20 protein-coding genes and 1 tRNA gene are annotated in these 20256 nt (G+C 70.3%); 5 read left to right on the top strand and 16 right to left on the bottom strand.

The window, feature by feature from the left end; translation table 11 throughout:
* Positions 1-98: 98 nt before the first annotated feature.
* Both LLS1_RS05695 and LLS1_RS05690 read right to left on the bottom strand, forming a co-directional pair.
* On the bottom strand, positions 99-1508 hold the full coding sequence (locus tag LLS1_RS05695; protein WP_226653956.1) for an APC family permease: 1410 nt from the start codon (positions 1506-1508) through the stop codon (positions 99-101).
* A gap of 163 nt (positions 1509-1671) precedes the next feature.
* Complete coding sequence (locus tag LLS1_RS05690; RefSeq protein ID WP_226653955.1) at positions 1672-2274, bottom strand: hypothetical protein; 603 nt, start codon at positions 2272-2274, stop codon at positions 1672-1674.
* A gap of 120 nt (positions 2275-2394) precedes the next feature.
* On the opposite strand from LLS1_RS05690, the gene LLS1_RS05685 reads away from it, so the two are divergent.
* On the top strand, positions 2395-3519 hold the full coding sequence (locus LLS1_RS05685) for a serine hydrolase (RefSeq protein WP_226653954.1): 1125 nt from the start codon (positions 2395-2397) through the stop codon (positions 3517-3519).
* Positions 3520-3543: 24 nt separating this feature from the next.
* Here LLS1_RS05685 and LLS1_RS05680 read toward each other — a convergent pair whose 3' ends face one another.
* Positions 3544-4374, bottom strand: coding sequence for an alpha/beta fold hydrolase (locus LLS1_RS05680; protein ID WP_226653953.1), 831 nt, complete (start codon positions 4372-4374; stop codon positions 3544-3546).
* Positions 4371-5408 (bottom strand): adenosine deaminase, encoded by a 1038-nt coding sequence (locus tag LLS1_RS05675; protein ID WP_226653952.1) that lies wholly within the window; start codon positions 5406-5408, stop codon positions 4371-4373. The genes LLS1_RS05680 and LLS1_RS05675 overlap by 4 nt, the downstream gene beginning before the upstream one ends.
* 81 nt (positions 5409-5489) lie before the next feature.
* Between LLS1_RS05675 and LLS1_RS05670 the strand changes: the two genes are divergently transcribed.
* Positions 5490-5933 (top strand): DUF2809 domain-containing protein, encoded by a 444-nt coding sequence (locus LLS1_RS05670; RefSeq protein WP_226653951.1) that lies wholly within the window; start codon positions 5490-5492, stop codon positions 5931-5933.
* Here the strand turns inward: LLS1_RS05670 and LLS1_RS05665 are convergent.
* From LLS1_RS05665 to LLS1_RS05635, 7 genes are all read right to left on the bottom strand, one after another.
* The gene (locus LLS1_RS05665) at positions 5836-6816 is read right to left on the bottom strand and encodes an NAD(P)H-quinone oxidoreductase (RefSeq protein WP_226653950.1); all 981 of its coding nucleotides are present in this window, start codon (positions 6814-6816) and stop codon (positions 5836-5838) included. The two genes, LLS1_RS05670 and LLS1_RS05665, sit on opposite strands and share 98 nt — an antisense overlap.
* The gene (locus LLS1_RS05660; protein ID WP_226653949.1) at positions 6816-8057 is read right to left on the bottom strand and encodes an ABC transporter permease; all 1242 of its coding nucleotides are present in this window, start codon (positions 8055-8057) and stop codon (positions 6816-6818) included. Before LLS1_RS05660 ends, LLS1_RS05665 begins: the two co-directional genes overlap by 1 nt.
* Before the next feature lies 1 nt (position 8058).
* On the bottom strand, positions 8059-8934 hold the full coding sequence (locus LLS1_RS05655; RefSeq protein WP_226654045.1) for an ABC transporter ATP-binding protein: 876 nt from the start codon (positions 8932-8934) through the stop codon (positions 8059-8061).
* A gap of 99 nt (positions 8935-9033) precedes the next feature.
* On the bottom strand, positions 9034-9831 hold the full coding sequence (locus tag LLS1_RS05650; RefSeq protein WP_226653948.1) for an inositol monophosphatase family protein: 798 nt from the start codon (positions 9829-9831) through the stop codon (positions 9034-9036).
* Positions 9828-11531 (bottom strand): hypothetical protein, encoded by a 1704-nt coding sequence (locus tag LLS1_RS05645; protein WP_226653947.1) that lies wholly within the window; start codon positions 11529-11531, stop codon positions 9828-9830. The genes LLS1_RS05650 and LLS1_RS05645 overlap by 4 nt, the downstream gene beginning before the upstream one ends.
* A gap of 90 nt (positions 11532-11621) precedes the next feature.
* Positions 11622-11697 (bottom strand) — tRNA-Lys (locus LLS1_RS05640).
* Between the two features lie 88 nt (positions 11698-11785).
* Complete coding sequence (locus tag LLS1_RS05635) at positions 11786-12892, bottom strand: AI-2E family transporter (RefSeq protein WP_226653946.1); 1107 nt, start codon at positions 12890-12892, stop codon at positions 11786-11788.
* Positions 12893-13073: 181 nt separating this feature from the next.
* On the opposite strand from LLS1_RS05635, the gene LLS1_RS05630 reads away from it, so the two are divergent.
* Complete coding sequence (locus tag LLS1_RS05630; protein ID WP_226653945.1) at positions 13074-14195, top strand: hypothetical protein; 1122 nt, start codon at positions 13074-13076, stop codon at positions 14193-14195.
* A gap of 30 nt (positions 14196-14225) precedes the next feature.
* On the opposite strand, the gene LLS1_RS05625 is transcribed toward LLS1_RS05630, so the two are convergent.
* From LLS1_RS05625 to LLS1_RS05615, 3 genes are read right to left on the bottom strand one after another with little or no spacing between them, the layout of a single operon-like run.
* Positions 14226-14729, bottom strand: a complete 504-nt coding sequence (locus LLS1_RS05625) for a DUF2017 family protein (protein ID WP_226653944.1) — start codon at positions 14727-14729, stop codon at positions 14226-14228.
* On the bottom strand, positions 14726-15028 hold the full coding sequence (gene clpS / locus LLS1_RS05620) for an ATP-dependent Clp protease adapter ClpS (RefSeq protein ID WP_374758238.1): 303 nt from the start codon (positions 15026-15028) through the stop codon (positions 14726-14728). The genes LLS1_RS05625 and clpS overlap by 4 nt, the downstream gene beginning before the upstream one ends.
* The gene (locus LLS1_RS05615; protein WP_226653943.1) at positions 15025-16800 is read right to left on the bottom strand and encodes a glycoside hydrolase family 15 protein; all 1776 of its coding nucleotides are present in this window, start codon (positions 16798-16800) and stop codon (positions 15025-15027) included. Before LLS1_RS05615 ends, clpS begins: the two co-directional genes overlap by 4 nt.
* 29 nt (positions 16801-16829) lie before the next feature.
* Here LLS1_RS05615 and LLS1_RS05610 point away from each other — a divergent pair, with 29 nt between their 5' ends.
* Entirely contained in the window at positions 16830-18206 is a 1377-nt protein-coding gene (locus LLS1_RS05610; protein WP_226653942.1) for a glucose-6-phosphate dehydrogenase, read from the top strand.
* Between the two features lie 27 nt (positions 18207-18233).
* On the opposite strand, the gene LLS1_RS05605 is transcribed toward LLS1_RS05610, so the two are convergent.
* A complete protein-coding gene (locus LLS1_RS05605; RefSeq protein WP_226653941.1) occupies positions 18234-18677 on the bottom strand; it encodes a hypothetical protein in 444 nt (147 codons plus the stop codon).
* Positions 18678-18786: 109 nt separating this feature from the next.
* Positions 18787-19005 (bottom strand): hypothetical protein, encoded by a 219-nt coding sequence (locus tag LLS1_RS05600; RefSeq protein WP_226653940.1) that lies wholly within the window; start codon positions 19003-19005, stop codon positions 18787-18789.
* Positions 19006-19081: 76 nt separating this feature from the next.
* On the opposite strand from LLS1_RS05600, the gene LLS1_RS05595 reads away from it, so the two are divergent.
* Positions 19082-20236 (top strand): SLC13 family permease, encoded by a 1155-nt coding sequence (locus LLS1_RS05595; RefSeq protein ID WP_226653939.1) that lies wholly within the window; start codon positions 19082-19084, stop codon positions 20234-20236.
* Positions 20237-20256 lie beyond the last annotated feature (20 nt).

Raw genomic sequence — 20256 nt, 5'->3', positions numbered from 1 at the left:
CCAGGTCGCTGTCACGCGTTGTTCGAGTCACGACACGACGAAGGGCCGCCCCGAGAGATCCGGGCGGCCCTTCGTCGTGGGTTGGGGCGGACGGACGCCTACTCGTCGTCCCTCGTGATCGCCTTGTTGAACCCGGTGACCGGCTGGGCCTCGTCGAAAGCGGCGACCTTGCGGTGGAAGCCGCGGGTGAGGGCGAGCAGGTAGACGAAGCCGATCACGGCCCAGACCAGGCCGCCGATGAGGGCGTCGGTGTGCAGGTTGACCCAGAGGATGCCGGTCAGGAGCATGCCGATGCCGGGGAGGACGATGAACGTGACGATGTCCTTCGCCTTCTTGCGGCGCCCCTTGCGGATGGCGAACCAGGCGATTACCGAGACGTTCACGAAGGTGAAGGCGATGAGGGCCCCGAAGTTGATGAACGCCGCGATCAGCTCGAGGGTGAAGGCCGCGGCAAGCAGGCTGATGACCCCGACGAGGACGATGTTGAACGTCGGGGTGTGGGTCTTGGGGCTGATGTACCCGAAGAGGCGCTGGGGGAGCACGTTGTTGCGGCCCATGACGAGCAGCATGCGCGAGACGGAGGCGTGCGAGGCGAGACCGGAGGCGAGCGTGGCGGCGAAACCGGCCGCCGTCAGGACCGCCTGGAGTACGGGTCCGCCGACCTGCAGACCGATCTGCGGGAGAGTGCTGTCCTCGATGGCGTCGGTGGGGAACGCCGACGATGACGGGAAGCGCAGCTGGGTGAAGTACGCCGCCACGAGGAAGATCGCGCCGCCGATGAGCACCGTGAACAGGATCGCCTTCGGCATGATCCGCGGGTGCTTCGCCTCCTCGGCGTACATCGTGACGGCGTCGAAGCCGATGAAGGAGAAGCAGACGATGGTCGCGCCCATGAGGACGGCCCCGAGGGTCACGCCGTCGTGGAAGAAAGGCTGCACCGACGCGACCGTGCCGGCGCCCTGCCCCTGGACGAGCTGGGCGATGACCATGATCACGAAGACCGCCATGACGACGATCGAGAAGACCAGGAGGAGCATGTTCATGTTCGACGTGCCGCGCATGGTCAGGTAGATGACCGACGTGACGACCGCGCAGTAGATCACGACCCAGATCCAGCCCGGCACGTCCGGGAAGATCGCCTCCAGATAGCTCCGGATGATCAGGCAGTTCACCATCGGCAGCAGCACGTAGTCGATGAGGGAGGTCCAGCCGACCATGAAGCCGACGTTCGGGTGGACCGACTCGCGCACGTAGGTGTAGGCCGACCCCGCGCTCGGGATCGCGCCCGCCATTCTGCCGTAGCTGATCGCCGTGAACATCATCACGACGAGTGCCACCAGGTAAGCGGAGGGGACGACGTTGTCCGTGTCGCGCGCCACCATCCCGAAGGTGTCGAAGACGACCGTCGGCGTCATGTAACCGAGACCCAGCCCGACGATCGCCCAGAGTCCGAGGTTCCGTCGGAGGGAGCCGGACTTCGATGTGGCGGGGGCTGATGTACTCGTCACGGTCTCTCCTTACGAACAGGGCGAGCGGACGAGGAGCCTCCCGCTCGTCCGCGAGCAGTGACAGCCATCATGGCAGAGCGGACGAGCGACCCGCACCACACACTCCGTCGGACGAGCCGACGATTCCGGATGATCTGACCCGTCGCCTCGGCGAGGCCCGCCTTCAGGACGCGCGGCGGCGTCTCAGCGCGGCGCCGACCACGACGAGGAGACCGCTCGCGGCGAAGCCTGCGCCGACGATGGCGACAGGGGCGGCCGCGGCCGGTGGCGGCGAACTCGTGCCGACCGTCCGGACGCGGCACGAGATCGCCCGCGGTTGCCCCGAGCCCGACGCCGCGCCGGTGGCGAGGGAGCCGAGGTTCCAGAGCGCCGTCTGCCCGGACTCGTGCGGGGGAGGGAGCGGCTGCTCGGCGAGGGCGGCGAAGCCCGCCCCCATGATCACGGCGCCGTGCTCGACGTCCGGGATCTTGTCCTTCGCCCACGGGAACGTCACCAACTGCGCTGTCCCGGTGTCGAGCATCGTCGTGAGGGGGTCGCCGCCGTTGATGCTGATCCGCACGGTCGGGACGACGTTTCCGTCGCCGTCGGCGAGGGCGCCGAGGGGGATCGCCCCCGCCGGGGGCGTGGGAGCGGCGGCGGGACGTGTCGGCGGCGCGGCGTCGGCTGCGGCCGCGCCGGTGACGGCGACCGCGAAGGTGACGGCGACCGCGAGGGCCAGGACGGCGGAGGCGCGCGCCGCACGGGCGGTTCCGGACCGTGCGGTCATTGGTCACCCTCGTCGCCCGCCCCGCAGATTCGCACGGACTCTAGCAGCAGGATCCCGCTGGGCCACGCTCTTCTCCGCCGGTCCTTGCGGTACGGACGACGGGCGCGACACCATGGCAGCATGAAGAACCGCCTCGCCGGCGCTCTCGCCGCCTCGCTCGTCGTCCTGCTCGCCGCCGGATGCGCGGCCCGGCAGGAGGGCACGGCGACCCCGGCCGACGCGTGGCAGCAGGCGGCGCAGTCTGCGCTCGACGACGCCCTGCGCACGACGGGCATCCCCGGCGGGGCGATCACGGTCACCCACGGGGACACGACGTGGACCGGGGTCGCCGGTCTCGCCGACGTCGCATCGGGCAGGAAGGTGAGCGTCGACGACCGCTTCGCCTACCGCAGCATCACCAAGTCCTACACGGTCACGGCGATCCTCCAGCTCGTGGACGAGGGCCGCCTCTCGCTCGACGACCCCGTGTCGAAGTACGTCGACGGCGTGCCGGAGGGCGATCGCATCACCCTGCGCGACCTGGCCCGCATGCGCTCCGGCCTGCCGAACTACTCGGCGACGCCGGCCTTCCAGGACGCCCTGCGGATCGACCTGACGCGCGATTGGACCGACGCCGAGATCCTGCAGGCGGCCTTCTCGGAGCCGAACGACTTCGCCCCCGACGAGCGGTACGAGTATTCCAACACCAACACCATCCTGCTCGGCGAGGTGCTGCAGAAGGTCACGGGGAAGCCCTGGTACGAGGTCGTGCAGGAGGCGATCCTCACACCGCGCGGGCTGAGCACCGCGACGTACCCGGACTCCGACCCCATCCCGTCGCCGCTGGCCGAGCCCTACCAGGCCGCGGGGGAGGGACAGGATCCGGAGCTCATCCCCGCGATCCCGGCCAACTCGCTCTCGGCAGCGGGAGGCTTCGCCGGCACGATCCGCGACCTCGGCCGCTGGGCGCGCATCCTGGGCACGGGCGAACTGCTCGCCGAGAAGACGGCGGAGCAGCGCACCTCCGAGGCGTCGCTCTCGCCGACGACCGACGACCCGAACAGTCCGTTCTACGACGCGTACGGCATGGGGATGGGCGAGATCGACGGCTGGATCGGGCACACGGGCAACGGGCTCGGTTACCAGGCGCTCGCGATGTACGACCCTGCGACGGGGGACAGCGTCGCGATCGTGCTGAACGGCACAGGCGACGACCACGATGCGCCGGCGCACCTCTTCCAGAAGCTGCTGCCGGCACTGAGCTGAGCGGGCGGGGCCACGTCGAGCGTCCTAACGGCTGAGCGCCCAGTCGAGGGCGATGCCGAGCCCCGTGAGCACGGAGACATGGCCCTCGCGCGGGCGCAGCCAGAGCTCCCCGCGGTGCAGTCGCGCAAGCTGGAGGGCCGCATGGCCGGGTGGGACGACGCGGTCGGCGCCGCCTTGGACGAGCAGCGCCGGGCAGCGCACGGCGGCGAGGTCGACGCCCCACGGCGTGACGTAGGCGACGTCGTCGTCGACCTCGCCGTCCGGGCCGTCGGCCGACCCGGCGCCCGCGTCCGCGCCGAGGGGTCCCCAGTCGCCGTTGAGAGCCTCGTAGTCCCGCGAGGTGAAGGAGTCCGGGTCGAACTCGGCGGTCTCAGCGTGCGTCAGACGCGCGTCGCGACCGCCCAGCGCCGCTCCCAGGCCCGACGGGTCGGCCATCCCCGTGAACCAGTCCGGCGACGCCGAGTACGGCGCGATGCCCGCCAGCACCACCGCCGCGCGCACGCGGTCGGGGGCGACGGCGGCGAGCGCGAGCGCGTGCGGGCCGCCGCCGGACGCGCCGGCGGTGATGACCTCCTGCACGTCGAGCTCGTCGAGCACGGCGACGACGTCGGCGGCCGCGTCCGCAACGGTCCGCCCGGGCAGCGGGTCCGACCCGGGATAGCCGGGACGGGCGCACGAGACGACACGGAGCCCGCGTGCGGACGCCGCGGCCGCGACGGGTGCGATGACGGCGCCGGTCTGCGGCGTGCCGTGATGCCAGACGAGAACCGGAGCGCCGGCTGCGCCTCCGGTGTCGAACCAGCGGACGCGGCGCCCGTCCGCGGTCGTGAGGGTCCCCGTCGTGTCTGCGCTCATCCTCGCCATGCCTCCACCTCCTGCAACAGCTCCGCCTTGCGCCCGTCGCTCGCGAAGGACGCCTCGATCGAGTTGCGCGCGTACCGCGCGGCCTGCTCCGCGGTGAGGCCGAGGGCGTCTCGCACGGCGATGAAGTTGTCGCCGACGTAGCCGCCGAAGTACGCGGGGTCGTCGGAGTTGATCGTGACCGCGACCCCGGCGTCGTCGAGCACGTGCAGTGGGTGGTCGGCCAGCACGGGAACGGCGCGCAGGCGCAGGTTCGACAGCGGGCAGACCGTGAGGGCGATGCGTTCGGCGGCCAGCCGCTGCACGAGCGCGTCGTCCTCGACCGAGCGGATGCCGTGGTCGATCCGCTCAGCGCCGAGCAGGTCGAGCGCGTCGCGGACATAGCCGGCCGGACCCTCCTCGCCCGCGTGCGCGACCACGCGCAGACCGGCCTCGCGGGCGCGCCGGTACACGGCCTCGAACAGCGCGGGCGGGTAGCCGACCTCGGCGGAGTCGAGCCCGACGCCGATGATGCGGTCGGTTCGGGTGAGGCCGGCGCTCAAGATCTGCTCCGCCGACTCCACGCTCTCGTCGCGGAGGAAGCAGAGGATGATGCCGCTCGTGATCCCGAGGTCGCGCTCCGCCTCGTCCAGAGCGGCGCCGATGCCGTCGACGACGTCGTCGAGACGGACCCCGCGTGCCACGTGCGCCTGCGGGTCGAAGAACAGCTCGACATGGCGGACGCCCTGCTCGGCCGCGCGGGCCAGGTAGCGGCGGGTCAGCTCGGCGAAGTCGTCTTTCGTGCGGAGGACGTCCATCGTGGCGTAGTAGAGGTCGAGGAACGACTGCAGGTCCGCGAAGTCGTACTGTGCGGCGAGCTCCTCCACCGACGCGTAGGGGAGGGGCACGCCGTTGCGGCCCGCCAGCTCGAACACGAGGTCCGGCTCCAGCGTGCCCTCGATGTGGAGGTGCAGCTCCGCCTTGGGCAGAGCCATCAGGGCGGAATCGGACGGAGCGGAGGGGGAGGGGGCGGGCACGGCATCGGTCATGCACCGATCCTCCCACCTGCGGCGGACGGGATCATCCGGGCGGTGGATGCCCGGGCGCGGCGCGGGCGTTAGCGTCGGGGGATGCGCCGCCTCGTCCTGCTCATCCTGGCCGTCCTCGTCATCGCGGCCGGCCTCGCCGTGCACATCGCGACCTCGGGGGAACCGGGCGGCTTCGTCGGAGACGCCCTCTATGCGGTGCTGGTGTTCCTGCTCGCGGCGCTGGTGGCCCCGCGCGCCTCCGTGCTGCTGACCGGTGGTGCCGCGCTCGCACTCTGCTGGGGCGTCGAGCTGCTGCAGCTGACCGGCATCCCCGCCGTGCTGTCGCGATCCGTCCCGGGCGCGTCGCTGGCGCTGGGGACCACGTTCGAGGCTCTCGACCTCGTCGCCTACACGGTGGGCGTCGGCACGGCGGTCTCGGTGGACGCGCTCATCCGGCGCGCAGCAGGATCTTGCCGAGGTGGGCCGACGACTCCATCCGCCGGTGCGCCTGGCTCGCATCGGCCAGAGGGAACACCGAGTCGATGACGGGGCGCAGCCGCCCGTCCGTCAGCAGGGGCCACACCCGTCGTTCCACGTCCGCGACGATCTCGCGGCGCTCGGCGAGTGGACGCGCCCGGAGGGTCGTCCCGTGCACGAGGGCGCGCTTGCGCATGAGCAGTCCCATGTCGAGGGAGGCCGGGGCGCTCTCGCGCGTCGCGATGGACATGATGCGGCCGCCCGTCGCGAGCGCGTCGAGGTCGCGGGCGATGTACGAGCCGCCGACGATGTCGAGCACGACATCGGCTCCACGCCCGTCGGTGACGGCGAGCACGGCCTCCACGAAGTCCTGGGAGCGATAGTCGACCGCCGCCTCCGCGCCGAGGTCGCGGCAGAACGCCGTCTTGACGTCGCTGCCCGCGGTGGCGATCACGCGGGCGCCGAACGCGCGCCCGAGCTGGATGGCGGTGCTGCCGACCCCGCTCGATCCCCCGTGGACGAGGAGGGTCTCACCGTCCGCGAGCCGGGCGATCCGGAACACGTTCGACCACACGGTCGCGACCGCCTCCGGCAGGCCGGCGGCCTCGACCAGGTCGATCCCGTCGGGCACGGGGAGCACGAGGCCCGCATCCACCGCCACCTGTTCGGCGTAGCCGCCGCCGGGGAGCAGGGCGCACACACGGTCGCCGACGCCCCAGCGCTCGACGCCGCCTCCGACGCGGACGACCGTGCCGGACACCTCCAGTCCGGGCCATTCGGGCGCCCCCGCGGGAGGCGGATAGAAGCCCCGGCGCTGGCTGAGGTCCGCGCCGTTGAGTCCGGCGGCGGCGACCCGGATGAGCACCTCGCCGGCGGCGGGCTGCGGGTCCGCGACCTCGCGGAGCCGGAGGACCTCCGGACCGCCCGGCTCGGCGATGGTCACGGCGCGCATCAGCGGGCGACCCGGTCCGTGTCGCGGCGGGCGCTCAGCACGTCGCGGATCTTGACGCGGCTCGAGTACTGGATCGAGCCGTAGCGGAACAGCCGGACGGCGAGGCGCAGCACGATCGCCGCGAGCACGAAGAGCTCCACGATGATCACGATCGCCTGCCACAGCGGCAGGGAGCCGAAGGCGTTCAGGATGAGCGCGGTGATGGGCGCGGTGTAGGGGAAGAACGCCAGGATCTGCACGATCGGCGACTCGGGCGCGCTGACCGCGAAGCTCGACGCGTAGAGGGGGATGACGACGGCGAAGATCACGACGGAGAACACGGGGGCTGCATCCTTCGCGGTCGGCATCACGGCGCCCACGGCCACGAGGGTTCCGGTGAACAGGGCGAAGCCGCCGATGAGGATCAGCGAGCCGACGATCATCTTCTGCGGATCGAAGACGAGCCCGCTGAGATCCAGGTTCGGGATGTCGAGCTGATCGCGGAAGAACAGGTACCCGACGAGGACAGGCAGCGCGAACACCGCGATCTGGATGATGCCGACGGCGAAGAGGGAGATCACCTTGCCGATCAGCAGGTTGGTCGGGTTGATCGTCGTCAGGATCATCTCGGTGACGCGGTTCTCCTTCTCCTCCAGCGTGGAGTTCAGCATCTGGTTGCCGAGGAACACGATCACGATGAAGAACGCGGCCAGGAAGATGAGCGCCGGGATGATCGCCTCGAAACCGGGGGCGACCGCCCCGTCCTTGAAGGTCGTCGTCGAGGTGGAGACCTCGCCGCGGAGGATGGCCACGTCGATCGGGGAGTCGAGCCGTTGCTCCACGCTCGCCGACAGCAGCGCCTGCGCGACCGAGGAGTACTTGCCGTTCTGGAACACTCCGACGTCGGCGCCCCAGACCTTGATGGCGTCGGTCTTCGGGTCGGCCGGGTAGTCGAAGTACGCCGCCGTTCCGCCGATCTGCACCTCCTCGACGCCCTCCGCGTCGCTCTGGATCAGCTTTCCCCCGTACTCGCGCGCGATCGTCGGGTTCACGAGTCCGGAGGCGTCGCTGTAGAGGAAGTCGAAACGCGCGTTCTTCTGCGCGTCCGCCGAGTTCGACGTCGAGACGTTGGCCGAGATGATCAGCGCGCCGAGGCCGAAGACCAGCAGCGGGAGGATGAGGGTGACGACCCAGAAGGACCGCTTCGACACAGTGCGCTTGAACTCGAACGAGATGACGGTGGAGAGGTTGTGGCGGGCCATGTCAGTCCTCCTGGCGGCTTTCGGCGCCGTAGACCTCGACGAAGATGTCGTCGAGCGACTTGCGGGTGGGGGCGAAGCGGGTCATGGCGAGGCCGGCGTCGAGCAGGCCTCGCAGGATGGCGGCGTCGTCGGCGTCGTTCGCCACCTCCAGCTCAGCGTGGCCGGCCGCGTCGGAGGCGATCCGGTAGGCAGGGGAGGCGGGCACGACGCCGTCGTGGTCGACGTGGATGATCGTGCCGCCGAACTGCTCCTGCACCTCCGGCACGGTGCCGTACGCGCGGGAGACGCCGTCCTTCAGCAGGATGACCCGGTCGCAGAGCCGCTCGACCTCCTCCATCTGGTGGGTCACCATCATGACCGTGGAGCCGCCGCGCTTCTGATCGGCGATGATGTCCATCAGCAGCCGCCGATTGACCGGGTCGAAGCCCTTCGTCGGCTCGTCGAGGATGAGCAGCTCGGGGTCGTTCATGATCGTGACGCCCAGTTGCACCTTCTGCTGCTGGCCGCCGGAGAGCTTGTCGAGGCGCGTCTTCTCCTTGTCGCCGAGTCCGACACGCTCCAGGTACTCCCGCGACCAGTGACGGGCCTGTTCGGCGCCGAGACCCTTGAGACGGCCGAAGTAGACCATCACGTCGATGACGGACTCCTTCTTGTAGAGCCCGCGCTCCTCCGGCAGGTACCCCAGGCGCTCACCGGTCTCCGGAGAGAACGGCTTGCCGTCGATGTGCAGCACGCCCGCGGTCGGCTGGTAGATGCCGAGCAATGCGCGGATGGTCGTCGTCTTGCCGGACCCGTTGCTGCCGAGGAAGCCGAACGTCTCCCCGCGGTTGATGTCGAAAGAGAGGTCGCGGATGACCGTCGTGCGGCCGAAGTCCATCCGGAATCCCTGGATGTGGACGAGGGGTTCGAGTGTCGATGCGCTCACGCCCCCAAGCCTAGGGGTGGCCCTCCTGCGCGTCACCGGGCCACGCCCGCGTCAGGCGAGCGCCTCCAGCAGGGCCGGGTGGAGGTGGCCGTTGCTCGCCAGGGACGACCCGTTGCCCGGTCCGGGCGTGCCGTCGACGGAGGTGAACCGGCCGCCCGCCTCCTCCACGATCGGGATCAGCGCCGCCAGGTCGTAGGTCTTCACGTCGAACTCGGCGACCGCGTCCAGCACGCCCTCGGCGAGGAGCATGTACGACCACATGTCGCCGTAGGCCCGATCGCGCCACACCGCGCGGGACAGCGCGATGAGCTTGTCGAGATACCCGGCGTCGTCCCACTGGGCGATGCTCTGGAAGCTGAGCGACGCGTGCTCCAGTTCGGCGACACCCGAGACCCGCAGGCGGCGCGGCTCGGAGGCCGCACCCGCGGAGCCGGCCGTGTCGGAGGTCCAGGCGCCCTCGCCGACGGAGGCCCACCAGCGGCGTCCGAGCGCGGGGGAGCTCACGACGCCCACGACGGGCACGCCGTCGACCGCGAGCGCGATCAGGGTTCCCCACACCGGCACGCCCCGCAGGTAGTTGGCGGTCCCGTCGATCGGGTCGAGGATCCACTGGCGGGCGGCGTCGCCCTCCGTGCCGTACTCCTCGCCCAGGATGCCGTCGTCCGGCCGCTCGGCGGCGATCGCCTCCCGCAGTGCCCGCTCGACGGCCAGGTCGGCCTCGGTCACGAACGACCGGTCCGGCTTGGTGTCGATACGCAGATCCTGCGCCCGGAAATGCTCGGACGAGATGCGGTCTGCGATGTCGGCGAGGCGCAGGGCGAGGGCGAGGTCGTCGATGTGGCGGGTCACGAGGACGAGCCTACCCGGGGTGAGCTCGCCCGGGAGGCGGGACGCCTTTCGCCGACGGAGGCCCAGACGAGGCTTCCGACGACGACCACGACTCCGCTCGCCGCCAGTGCCAGGCCGCCGGGGCTCAGATCCGTATGTCCGAAATACGGGACGTAGGCGGCGAGCGTCAGAATCAGCTGAACGAGGATCGCCACGACCCCCAGCCAGCGGGCGATGCTCGCGACCCAGGCGCCGGCCGCACCGATCAGGAGCAGAATCCACACGTGCGATCCCTGGTGGACGACGGCATTGTCGGACAGGAACATCGCGAGAGACCAGAAGAGCATGCACAGCACGCACAGCAGCACGATGATCGCCAGCCGCCTCGTCGGCGCCATCGTGCGTCGGCGCAGCAGGACACGGACCGCGATGGTCACAGCCATCGCCCCGAGGATGAGCACTGACAGGCCGAGAGCGCCGGTCGTGTCGTAGTACTCGAAGTGCCGCCGTGCAGAGAGCGAATCCGGGTCGAGGGGGAGGCCGGTCAGGAGGTGGGGATTGAACACTCGCCCCAGGTTCTCCAGTCGTGCGCGGATCAGCTGTTCCACCGGCGTCGACGAGTACTGATGGATGACGTCTGCGAGGAAGCTGTTGCCGTCGGGGGCCTTGATCCCCGCGAGATGCCACTTCAGCAGCCGATCGCCCGGCGGGGAGGTGAATCGCTGGTAGAGGCTCCACGGGAGATAGCAGACCGCTGCCGTGGCAGCCGTGAGGACGAGTGTGAGAATCCGCCGTCCCCGAGCACGGACGAGAGCGGTCACACCGAGGACCGCGATCATCGGGAGCGCGAAGGCCGCGGCGCCGTGCGCGACCATCGCCAACGCGAAAGCCAGCGCGGCGGAGATCAGGCCGGAAGGCCCGCTGATCAGCCTGCGGATCGTTGCGATGAGGAGGGCGGCCGCGCACACGACGAGCGCGGCCGAGAGGAGTTTCGGCCAAGTGTACGTCGTGTTGATCAGCATCGTTCCGGTCGACGCCGCGAACACGATGGCCAGCCGCGCTGCGCTTCCGCGCACGCCGAGGACTCGGAGAGCGGAGAACAGCGCCGGGATCCACACGATCTGGACGACGAACGACAGGGCGAACGAGGCCGGCACTCCGACGAGGCCCAGCCCGCCGAGCAGTGGACGGCCGAGCAGGATCAGTCCGCTTTCGAGCGTGGGGCGGTCGCCCACGTTCCACGCGCCGATGAATCCCTGCGGCGAGGTGCCGGCCCCGGTGATGTCCGCGGCGAGCGTCGGTATGTAGTTGTCGACCGGGTACGGCTTGTCCGCCGAGAAGTGCCACCGCCATGCGGCGATGTCGAACAGGTTCATCCCGGATGTCCGCCAGAGGAGCAGCAGGCCGAGATAGCAGAAGAGCACAGCTGCGCACAGGGCCAGGAGCCACCACGCGCCGCGGAGAAGCCTCCACGCCCGTGTCAGCACGACTGCGACGACCGCACCGGACACGACTGCGATCGAGAACCACGGGCCGATCGGTGGCGCCAGCCAGGTCACGATGAACTGCGCCCACCCTGTCACGCACAGCACAATGACGCCGGCGACGAAGCCGAGGGCGGGAACGCGGCGCCAGAGGGCCTGCGTGAGCCGCGCTCCGGCCAGCCCGACGACTCCGAAGACGAGGAAGGCGACCATCACGCTGGACGCAGTGCTGAGCACATCCATCCTTCCGACGACACTCACACACAGAGTAGGTAGTAGGTAGACAGAGGGCCCGGGTCGGAATGTTCCGACCCGGGCCCTACACGCTGGTGCGCCCCCAGGGACTTGAACCCTGAACCCATTGATTAAGAGTCAATTGCTCTGCCGATTGAGCTAGAGGCGCATTCGATTCGGTGTCCCGAACCGAGGCTCAACACTAGCATCGGTTTCGGCCGCTCCGCCAATCGAGTGATCCTCGGGTGTGTCGGCGGTCAGCGGAGCTCCTTGCGGGGCATGACGACCTCTTTGATGATCAGGATGATGCCGGCGGAGATGGGGATGGCGACCAGGGCGCCGGGGAGGCCGAAGAGGGTGGAGCCGGCGAGGGCGGAGATGAGGACGACGGAGCCGGGGACCTGGACCGCCTTGCCCATGACCTTGGGGGTCAGGATGTACGCCTCCACCTGCATGTAGATCAGCATGAAGATGAGGACGACGACCGCGCTCACAGGGGAGTGGATGAGTGCGAGGACGGTCATCACCGCCGTGGTCAGGACCGTTCCGATGAGCGGGATGAGCGTGATGAAGAACGCGGCGAGACCGATGAGGAATGCTCCGGGGACGCCCGTGACGACGAGGAGGATCGTGCTGTAGACGGCGTTGAAGAATGCGAGGACGACCATCCCGCTCAGGTACTTGCCGAAGTTCTGCAGGATGCGCTCGGTGTACTTGGTGAAGCTGTCGCGGTGCGACTTCGAGACGAGCCGGTACAGGGAGGCCTTGGTCGCGTCGTAGGAGGCGATGAAGTAGAGCGTCAAAATGGCGATGAAGAAGCCGGTCGTGAGGCCGTTGACGATCGAGAGGCCGAACCCGACCAGCCCCGAGCCGACGCTCGCCCAGAGCTGTGGATCCTGCACCTCCTTCGCGATCCAGTTGAGGGCGGCGGCGAGGGTGCCGTTGCTGGTCTCATTGGCGGGGTCGAACCACCCTTGCGCCTTCAGCGCGGCGATCTGCTTGGGGATCGAGACCGCGAGCGACTGGATCTGCTCGATCACCAGGGGGAGCACCACCCAGATGATCGCGACGATCACGCCGATGAGCAGGAGGCTGACGGTGACGATCGCCCAGCCGCGCTTCATGCCGCGGCGCTGGAACCAGCGGATCAACGGGTCCAGGCCGACGGTCGCGAACGCCGCGAGGAACACCGAGAAGATGATCGAGCGCAGCCCGTACAGCATGAGGCCGGTGAGCACCGCACCCACCGCGCCCAGCGTGATCAGATAGCCGAACAGCAGCGGGCTGCGGTTCACGAGCGGCTCCGAGCGGCGCTCCTCGATCGCACGGGAGGCCGGGGTCGCCGGCGGACGGGTGAAGCGCATCGCGCCCTCCTTCAGGTTCCAGCTGAGCGTATTGGCCGCGCTGATGGGCGACAAGTGCAACACGCGCCGCGCAGACGCGCGGCGGCACAGCGCATTTGCGTCTTGTGGCACCGGAGGCGGCGGACGAGACTGAACGGAACGGTCGCGGAGGACCGCGGCCGCCGACGACCGAGGAGGACGCGTGGAGTACAAGGACATTCCCACCAAGGCCGACATCGAGCGGATCGCCGCACATCGCGAACCGGGCTGCGTGAGCATCTATCTGCCCACGGGCACCACCCCGCCGGAAGCGGACCGGGCACGCATCGAGCTCAAGAACCATCTCAGCCAGGCGGTCCGCGCGCTCGAGTCCCTCGGCGTGGCCAAGGCCCGCATCGGGGCCGTGCAGGCCGAGGGGGAGCTGATCCTGGAGGACCGCGACTTCTGGCGCTACCAGTCCCGCTCACTCGCGGTCTTCCTCGACGGCGAGGTGGCCGAGACCTTCCGCCTCCCGAACCGACTGAACGGCGCGTGCGAAGTCGCCGACCGCTTCTACGTCAAACCGCTGCTGCGCGCAGTCACCTTCCCCCAGTCCGCCCTCATCCTCGCACTCGCGCAGAACTCGGTGCGGTTGATCCGGATCGCCGCGGAGGCTCCTCCCACCGTGGTGGAGGTCGAGGGGATGCCGCAGGACGTGGCATCGGCCGCGGGCCTGGCCTCGATCAGCGGACGCTCGCCCGACGGCCGCATCCAGGGCTCCGAAGGCCAGAAGGTGCGGATGCTGGAATACGTGCAGGCGATCGACCGGGCGCTGCGCCCGCTGCTCGCGAACAGCACGGAGCCGCTCATCCTGGCCGCGGCGGAGCCGCTGAGCGGCATCTTCCGGGGCGCGAGCGCCTATCCCCATCTCGTCGAGGAGACCATCGGCGGCAATCCCGAGGACAAGACCGACGAGGAGCTCTCCGTCGCCGCCCGGGGCGTGCTCGACGCCGTCTACGCCCGCAGGACCGAGGAGATCAAGGACGATTTCGAGGCGCGGATCGCTGCGGGCACGGCGCTCGTCGACCTCAGCGACATCGCACGTGCGGCGACGTTCGGCGCGGTCGAGGCGCTCGTCTTCGACATCGACCGTCGCGTGCCGGGAACCGTCGACGACGAGAGCGGCGCGATCAGCTTCGCGCCCGACGACGCGCCCGGATACTACGGAGTCGTCGACGAGATCATCCGCCGGTCGCTGGCCTCCAAGGCGAGGGTCTACGCCGTCCGCTCCGAGGACGTGCCGGGTGGAGGCGCGGTCGCAGCCGCGGTGCGGTTCCCGGTCTGAGCCGGGACACGCCCGCCGTGGCGCTCGGCCCTAGCCGCGGCCGAGTGAGAGCACGAGGGACTCCTGCACGACGGCGAGCCAGTCGAAGACCGTCCGGCGGATCTGCGACTCCTCGTCGTGCACGTCGCCCTCGTCGCCGTCCTGCACGATGCCGAGGCGTGCCGCGAGCACGAGCCGGATGTCGGTGAGGCAGCGCAGCCAGGCCGTCGCCTGCGCCTCGTCCAGAGTGACATCCACCCGGGAGGCGTCGGAGCGGGCGAGGCATTCGACGACGATGCGCGCGTTGAGGGCCTTGCGCTCGGCGATCCCGTCCGCGGTGAACCGGCGGAACTCGGCGGAGGCCTCCGCGTCGCCCGGGTAGGCGTCGGGCATCAGGCGGATGAGGGCAGGGTCGGCGCGCAGGTCGTCGTCGACCGCGGCGGCCTCGGAGGCGAGCTCGGCGGCGTCCGCGGCGAGACGCAGGAGGAGTTCGGCCTCCTCCGGTTCGAAGCGGGCGGTGACGCTTCCTGTGCCCGCCGGGTGGAACAGCCTCATGCGTCCGCCTTCGTCAGCGTGGCCCAGAGACCGTAGTCGTGCATCGCCTCCACGTGCCGCTCCATCTCCTCGCGCGTCCCGGTCGCGACGACGGCGCGGCCCTCGGTGTGTACCAGCATCATGAGCCGTTCGGCCTCCTGGCGGGGATACCCGAAATAGGTCTGGAACACGTGCGTCACGTAGGACATGAGGTTCACGGGGTCGTTCCAGACGAGGGTCACCCACGGCGACCCGAGCTCCAGGCGCTCCTCGACCCCGAGAGCGCCCTCGGTGCGTTCCGCCGGTCGGGTGTCCGTCACCGGCCGGCCGCCGCGATCGCGTCCGCCGCGCGCACCAGAGTGAGGTGCGTGAGCGCCTGAGGGGTGTTGCCGGCCTGCGACCGCCCGTCGACGTCGTACTCCTCGGAGATCATGCCGACGTCGTTGGCGAGCGCCACCAGGCGGTCCATGAGTCGCGTCGCGTCGTCCAGGCGGTGCGAGCGTGCGTACTGCTCCACCAGCCAGAACGAGCAGGCGAGGAACGGGTGCTCCCCGGGAGGGAGACCGTCGACCCCCTTCTCCGTGCGATAGCGCAGCACCAGCCCGTGACGCAGCAGATCCTCCTCGATCGCCCGCACGGTGCCGAGCATCCGCGGGTCCTCCCAATCGCAGTAGCCGACCTGCGCCAGTTGGAGCAGCGAGGCGTCGACCTCGGAGGAGCCGTAGTGCTGCACGTACGTGCCGCGCACGGCGTCGAACCCGTTGGCTTCGATGTCGGCGCGCACTTCGTTGCGCAGCGCACGCCAGCGCACGACGGGGCCGTCCAGACCGTCGCGCTCGACGGCCTGGATGGCGGAGTCGAACGCGGCCCACACCATTGCGCGGGAATGGGTGAAGGCCTGCGGCTCGCCCCGGATCTCCCAGATTCCGTGGTCGGCATCCCGCCAGTGCTGTTCCAGGTACCCCAGGAGCGCACGCTGCAGCGCCCAGGAGAACTTCGTCTCTTCGCTCCCGTCCTCGCGGCCGCGCCGGAGAGCGATCATGACCTCGCCGATCACGTCGCCCTGGAACTGCGTGGAGGCGCCGTTGCCGACCCGAACGGGGTGCGCGCCCTGATAGCCGGGCAGCGACGACAGCTCCCGCTCCGCGAGGTCGCGCTCACCGGAGAGGCCGTACATGATCTGCAGGTCGGCCGGGTCGCCGGCGATCGCCCGCAGCAGCCAGTCGCGCCAATGGTCGACATAGTCATCGTACCCGTGCGCCAGCAGCACCGCGATGGTGAGGGAGGCGTCCCGCAGCCACACGTACCGGTAGTCCCAATTCCGCTCGCCGCCGAACGCCTCGGGCAGGGAGGTGGTCGCCGCCGCCACGATCCCGCCGGTCTCGAGGTGGGTCAGCGCCCGCAGCAGCAGGAGCGATCGCACGACCTCGTCGCGGTACGGGCCGTCGTGGGAGCAGCCTGCTGCCCAGCCGGTCCACCAGCCGCGCGTCTCCCGGAGCGCGTGCTCGACGTCGAGGGCCTCGGGGGTCGGCCGGTGGGAGGGGAACCAGGTCAGGCTGAGGTCGACGGTCTCGCCGGCCTTCACGTCGAACTCGCCGTGGTGCGAGTGATCGGCCGCGTGCAGCATCGGCCCGCGGACGACGATCGCGTCGGGGCCGGCCACCGCCACCAGGGCGGACGGCCGTTCGGAGGTGTCCTTACGCACCCAGGGCACGGCCGAGGCGTAGCCGAAGCGGATGCGGAGGTCCTGCTGCATCCGCACCGTCCCGCGCACACCGCGCACCCGCCGCACCACATCGGCGCGATGGTCGCCCATGGGCATCGCGTCGGTGACTTCCACTTCGCCGTCCGGCGTGCGCCAGCGCGTCACCAGGATCATCGTGTCGCCGTCGTAGCGGCGCGTGCTCTCGGCGATGGCGTCTGTGGGGGCGACGAGCCAGCGGCCGTGATCCTCGGTGCCGAGCAGGGCCCCGAACATCGACGCGGAGTCGTAGCGGGGCAGGCACAGCCAGTCGATGCTGCCGTCCTTGCCGACGAGCGCTCCGGTGAAGCAGTCACTGATCAGGGCGTAATCCTCGATGGGGAGCGACATATCCCCAGTATGGCCGTACTGTGAAGTCCATGACGCAGTCGGTCGACACTCTCGCGATTCTCGGAGCGAGCGGCGATCTCTCCGCCCGCCTTCTCCTCCCCGCCATCGGCCAGTTGCTCTCGGATCACCCCGACCGGCACTTCCGGCTGGTCGGCGCCGGCTTCGAGGACTGGACCGACGCGCATTGGCGCTCGGTGGTGCGGGCATCGTTCAAGACCATCCGGGCCTCGGGCCCGACGGTCGAGCGCGTGCTGAAGGAGACCGTCTACGTGCAGGCGGACGTCACCCGCGCGGACGACCTCCAGCGCATCTTCGACGCGTGCGAGGGAGCTCCCGCGCTCTACTTCGCGCTCCCGCCCGCGATCACTGCCAAGGCATGCGCCGTTCTCGGGACGATGCACCTGCCGCGCGGGCTGACGCTCGCGCTCGAGAAGCCGTTCGGCACGGACAAGCGCAGCGCGATCGCGCTCAACAAGCAGCTCGCGACGCTCGTGCCGGAGGAGCGCATCCACCGCGTCGACCACTTCCTCGGCCGGTCCACGGTCTTCAATCTGATCGGCCTGCGGTTCGCGAACAGCATCCTCGAGCCGCTGTGGAACGCCGACCACATCGAGCGCGTCGACATCGTCTATGACGAGACGCTCGCGCTCGAGGGGCGCGCCCGCTACTACGACAACGCCGGCGCCCTGGTCGACATGATCCAGAGCCACCTGCTGCAGGTCCTCGCCATCGTGGCGATGGAGCCCCCGTCGACCCTCGACGCGACCGACCTGCGCGACGCGAAGGCGACCGTCCTGCGCGCGACCCGGGTGTGGAAGGACAGCCCGAAGGAGTCCAGCAGACGCGCCCGCTACACCGCCGGCACCGTCGAGGGCGAGTCCGTCCCCGCCTACGTCAAGGAGCCGGGTGTCGACCCCGCGCGCGGCACCGAGACGCTCGCCGAGGTGACTGTGCAGATCGACACCTGGCGCTGGGCCGGCGTGCCGTTCACACTGCGGTCGGGCAAGGCGCTCGGGGAGCGGCGGCGGGAGGTCGTCGTCACGTTCAAGCCGGCCCGGCACGTCCCGAAGGGCCTCAGAGGCACCCGCGAGCCGACGGTGCTGCGCGTCATGCTCGCCCCCGACGAGATGTCCCTGGAGATCAACATCAACGGCCCGGGCGACCCGTTCGAGATCGAGCGGGCGGCGATGCGGCTGGAGTTCGGCCCGGGCCAGCTGCTGGCCTACGCGGAGGTGCTGGAGGGCATCCTCGACGGCGACCCGGCGCTGTCGGTGCGTGCCGACACGGCGGTCGACTGCTGGCGCATCGTGGCGCCGGTGCTGACGGAGTGGGCGAAGGACGAGGTCCCGCTGCAGAACTACCGAGCGGGGTCGGCGGGTCCGGCGTCGTGGAAGAAGGTGGGCTGATCCGGCCGCACGAGCGGACGGCGGCCGTCAGGCGGCGTTGCGCTCGGCGATCGCCGGGATCTCGCCCGTGACGGGCTTGCGGAGGTCGGTCCAGACGGTGATCGGGGCAGGCTCCCAGCCGAACGCGGCGGGCTCGCCCTGCTCGGCCGTCCGGGTGCTGTCGGCCGCCGGGGTCTCCTCCGGCTCGGCCAGGTGCTGCGGCTCGGTGACGGCGCCCATGTCGCCGGCTTCCAGGCGGCGGCGGGCGTCGACCAGGGCGGCGGCGATCCCGACGGAGACCGACTGCGCGAGCACGGAGTGGAAGATCGTGTCGGTGTCGTCGGCGGACCGGCGCGAGACCGACCACTCGCCGTCCTCGCCGATCAGCGCGGCGATCTTCCCGTGCACGATCTCGAGGATCTGCGCATCCGTCAACTGAGGCACCGGCGCCGCCGGAACCTCGGCTGCGGCGTGCCGCCTGCGTCCAAACATCGCGATACCCCTCTCCTGGCCCTCGTCGTATACCAGTGTCGGTGAGGAACGCGCCCTCTCCCTCCCGGACACGCCGGTTGACCAGCGGAAATCCGCGGGAGAGCGAGGTTCAGGAGCTCTTGCGGGCGCCGAGCGGCTTGGATTCGCGCTCGGCCGCCTCCTTGGACTCGTCGATGACGGTGCCGATCGCGATCGCCAGCGAGATGGCCGCACCGATCCAGAGCAGCGGAACGCGCCAGTCGCGCACCCCGTTCCTCGTCGACTGGATGGTGGTCCACAGACCGAGGACGGCCGAGATCACCGCACCGTTGAAGACGTACTTGCGCATCCGCATCCTTCCGCTCTCCCCGTAGCGTACGCTGCCTACGGCGCCGGAGGGACCCGGCCAGGACGGAAGGGACCGGATGCGCACTGCGCTGGTGGGAGCGGTGCTCCTGATTCTCGGCGTGATCGCCGTCGCCGTCGGCGTCCTCCCGCTGCCGGAGGTGGCCGAGCTGTGGGACCGCGTGTGGCCCATCCTGCTTTTCGTCGTCGCGGTGACCGTCGTCACGGAGCTCGCCGCGGAGGCTGGGCTGTTCACCTGGGTGGCGCAGCGCACGGCGCGGTGGGGGCGCGGCCGCGCGTGGGTGCTCTGGCTGTTCGTCGTTCTCGTCGCCGCCCTCTGCACTGTGTTCCTCTCGCTGGACACCACAGCGGTGCTGCTCACGCCGGTCGTGATCGTGCTCGCCCGCCACGCGGGACTCAACCCCCTGCCGTTCGCGCTGACGACGGTGTGGATGGCGAACGCCGGCTCGCTGCTGCTGCCGGTATCGAACCTCACGAACCTGCTGGCGCAACACGCCATGGGCGATCCGTCGCCCGCAGCCTTCGCCGCGCTCATGTGGGCGCCCGCCGTGGTCGCGATGGTCGTGCCGATGGTCGCCGTGTTCCTCATCTCCCGGCGTTCCCTGGTCGTGCGCTACGAGGCGGGGGAGGAGGAGCCGGTCGGCGATCGGGTCCTGTTCACGGCCAGTGCGGTCGTCGTGGTGGCGCTGGTCCCGCTGCTCGTCTCGGGGCTCCCGGTGTGGCTGCCCGCGTCGGCAGCCGCCGTCGCGCTCGCCGTCGTGTTCCTGGTCCGCCGCCGCTCGGTGCTCCGGTTCGGCCTCGTCCCGTGGCAGCTCGTCGTGCTCGCCTCCGGCCTCTTCTTGTTCATCGAGGCGCTGCACGCCCTCGGGCTCGGCCAGCTGCTCGCCGCCGTGTCCGGGACGGGGGACTCCCCGCTTGCGCTCCTGCGCCTCTCGCTGACCGGGATGGTCGGCGCCAACGCCATCGACAACCTCCCGGCCTATCTCGCCCTGGAGCCCGTCGCCGGATCGCCCGTGCGCCTCGCCGCCCTCCTGATCGGCGTCAACGCGGGACCGCTGATCACCCCGTGGGCCTCGCTCGCGACCCTCCTCTGGCATCAGCGCCTGACGTCGTTCGATGTGGACCTGCGCTGGAGGCGCTACGTGCTGCTCGGGCTCGTGGTCGCGCCGCTCACCGTGGTGCTGGCGACGCTGGCGCTGGCAGTGACCGCCTGAGGCCGACACCGCGTCGCGCC

This window comes from Leifsonia sp. LS1, assembly GCF_020521355.1.
Classification (GTDB): domain Bacteria; phylum Actinomycetota; class Actinomycetes; order Actinomycetales; family Microbacteriaceae; genus Leifsonia.
Note: the sequence above shows the minus strand (reverse complement) of the source record. Positions and strands in the feature narration are given on the sequence as shown.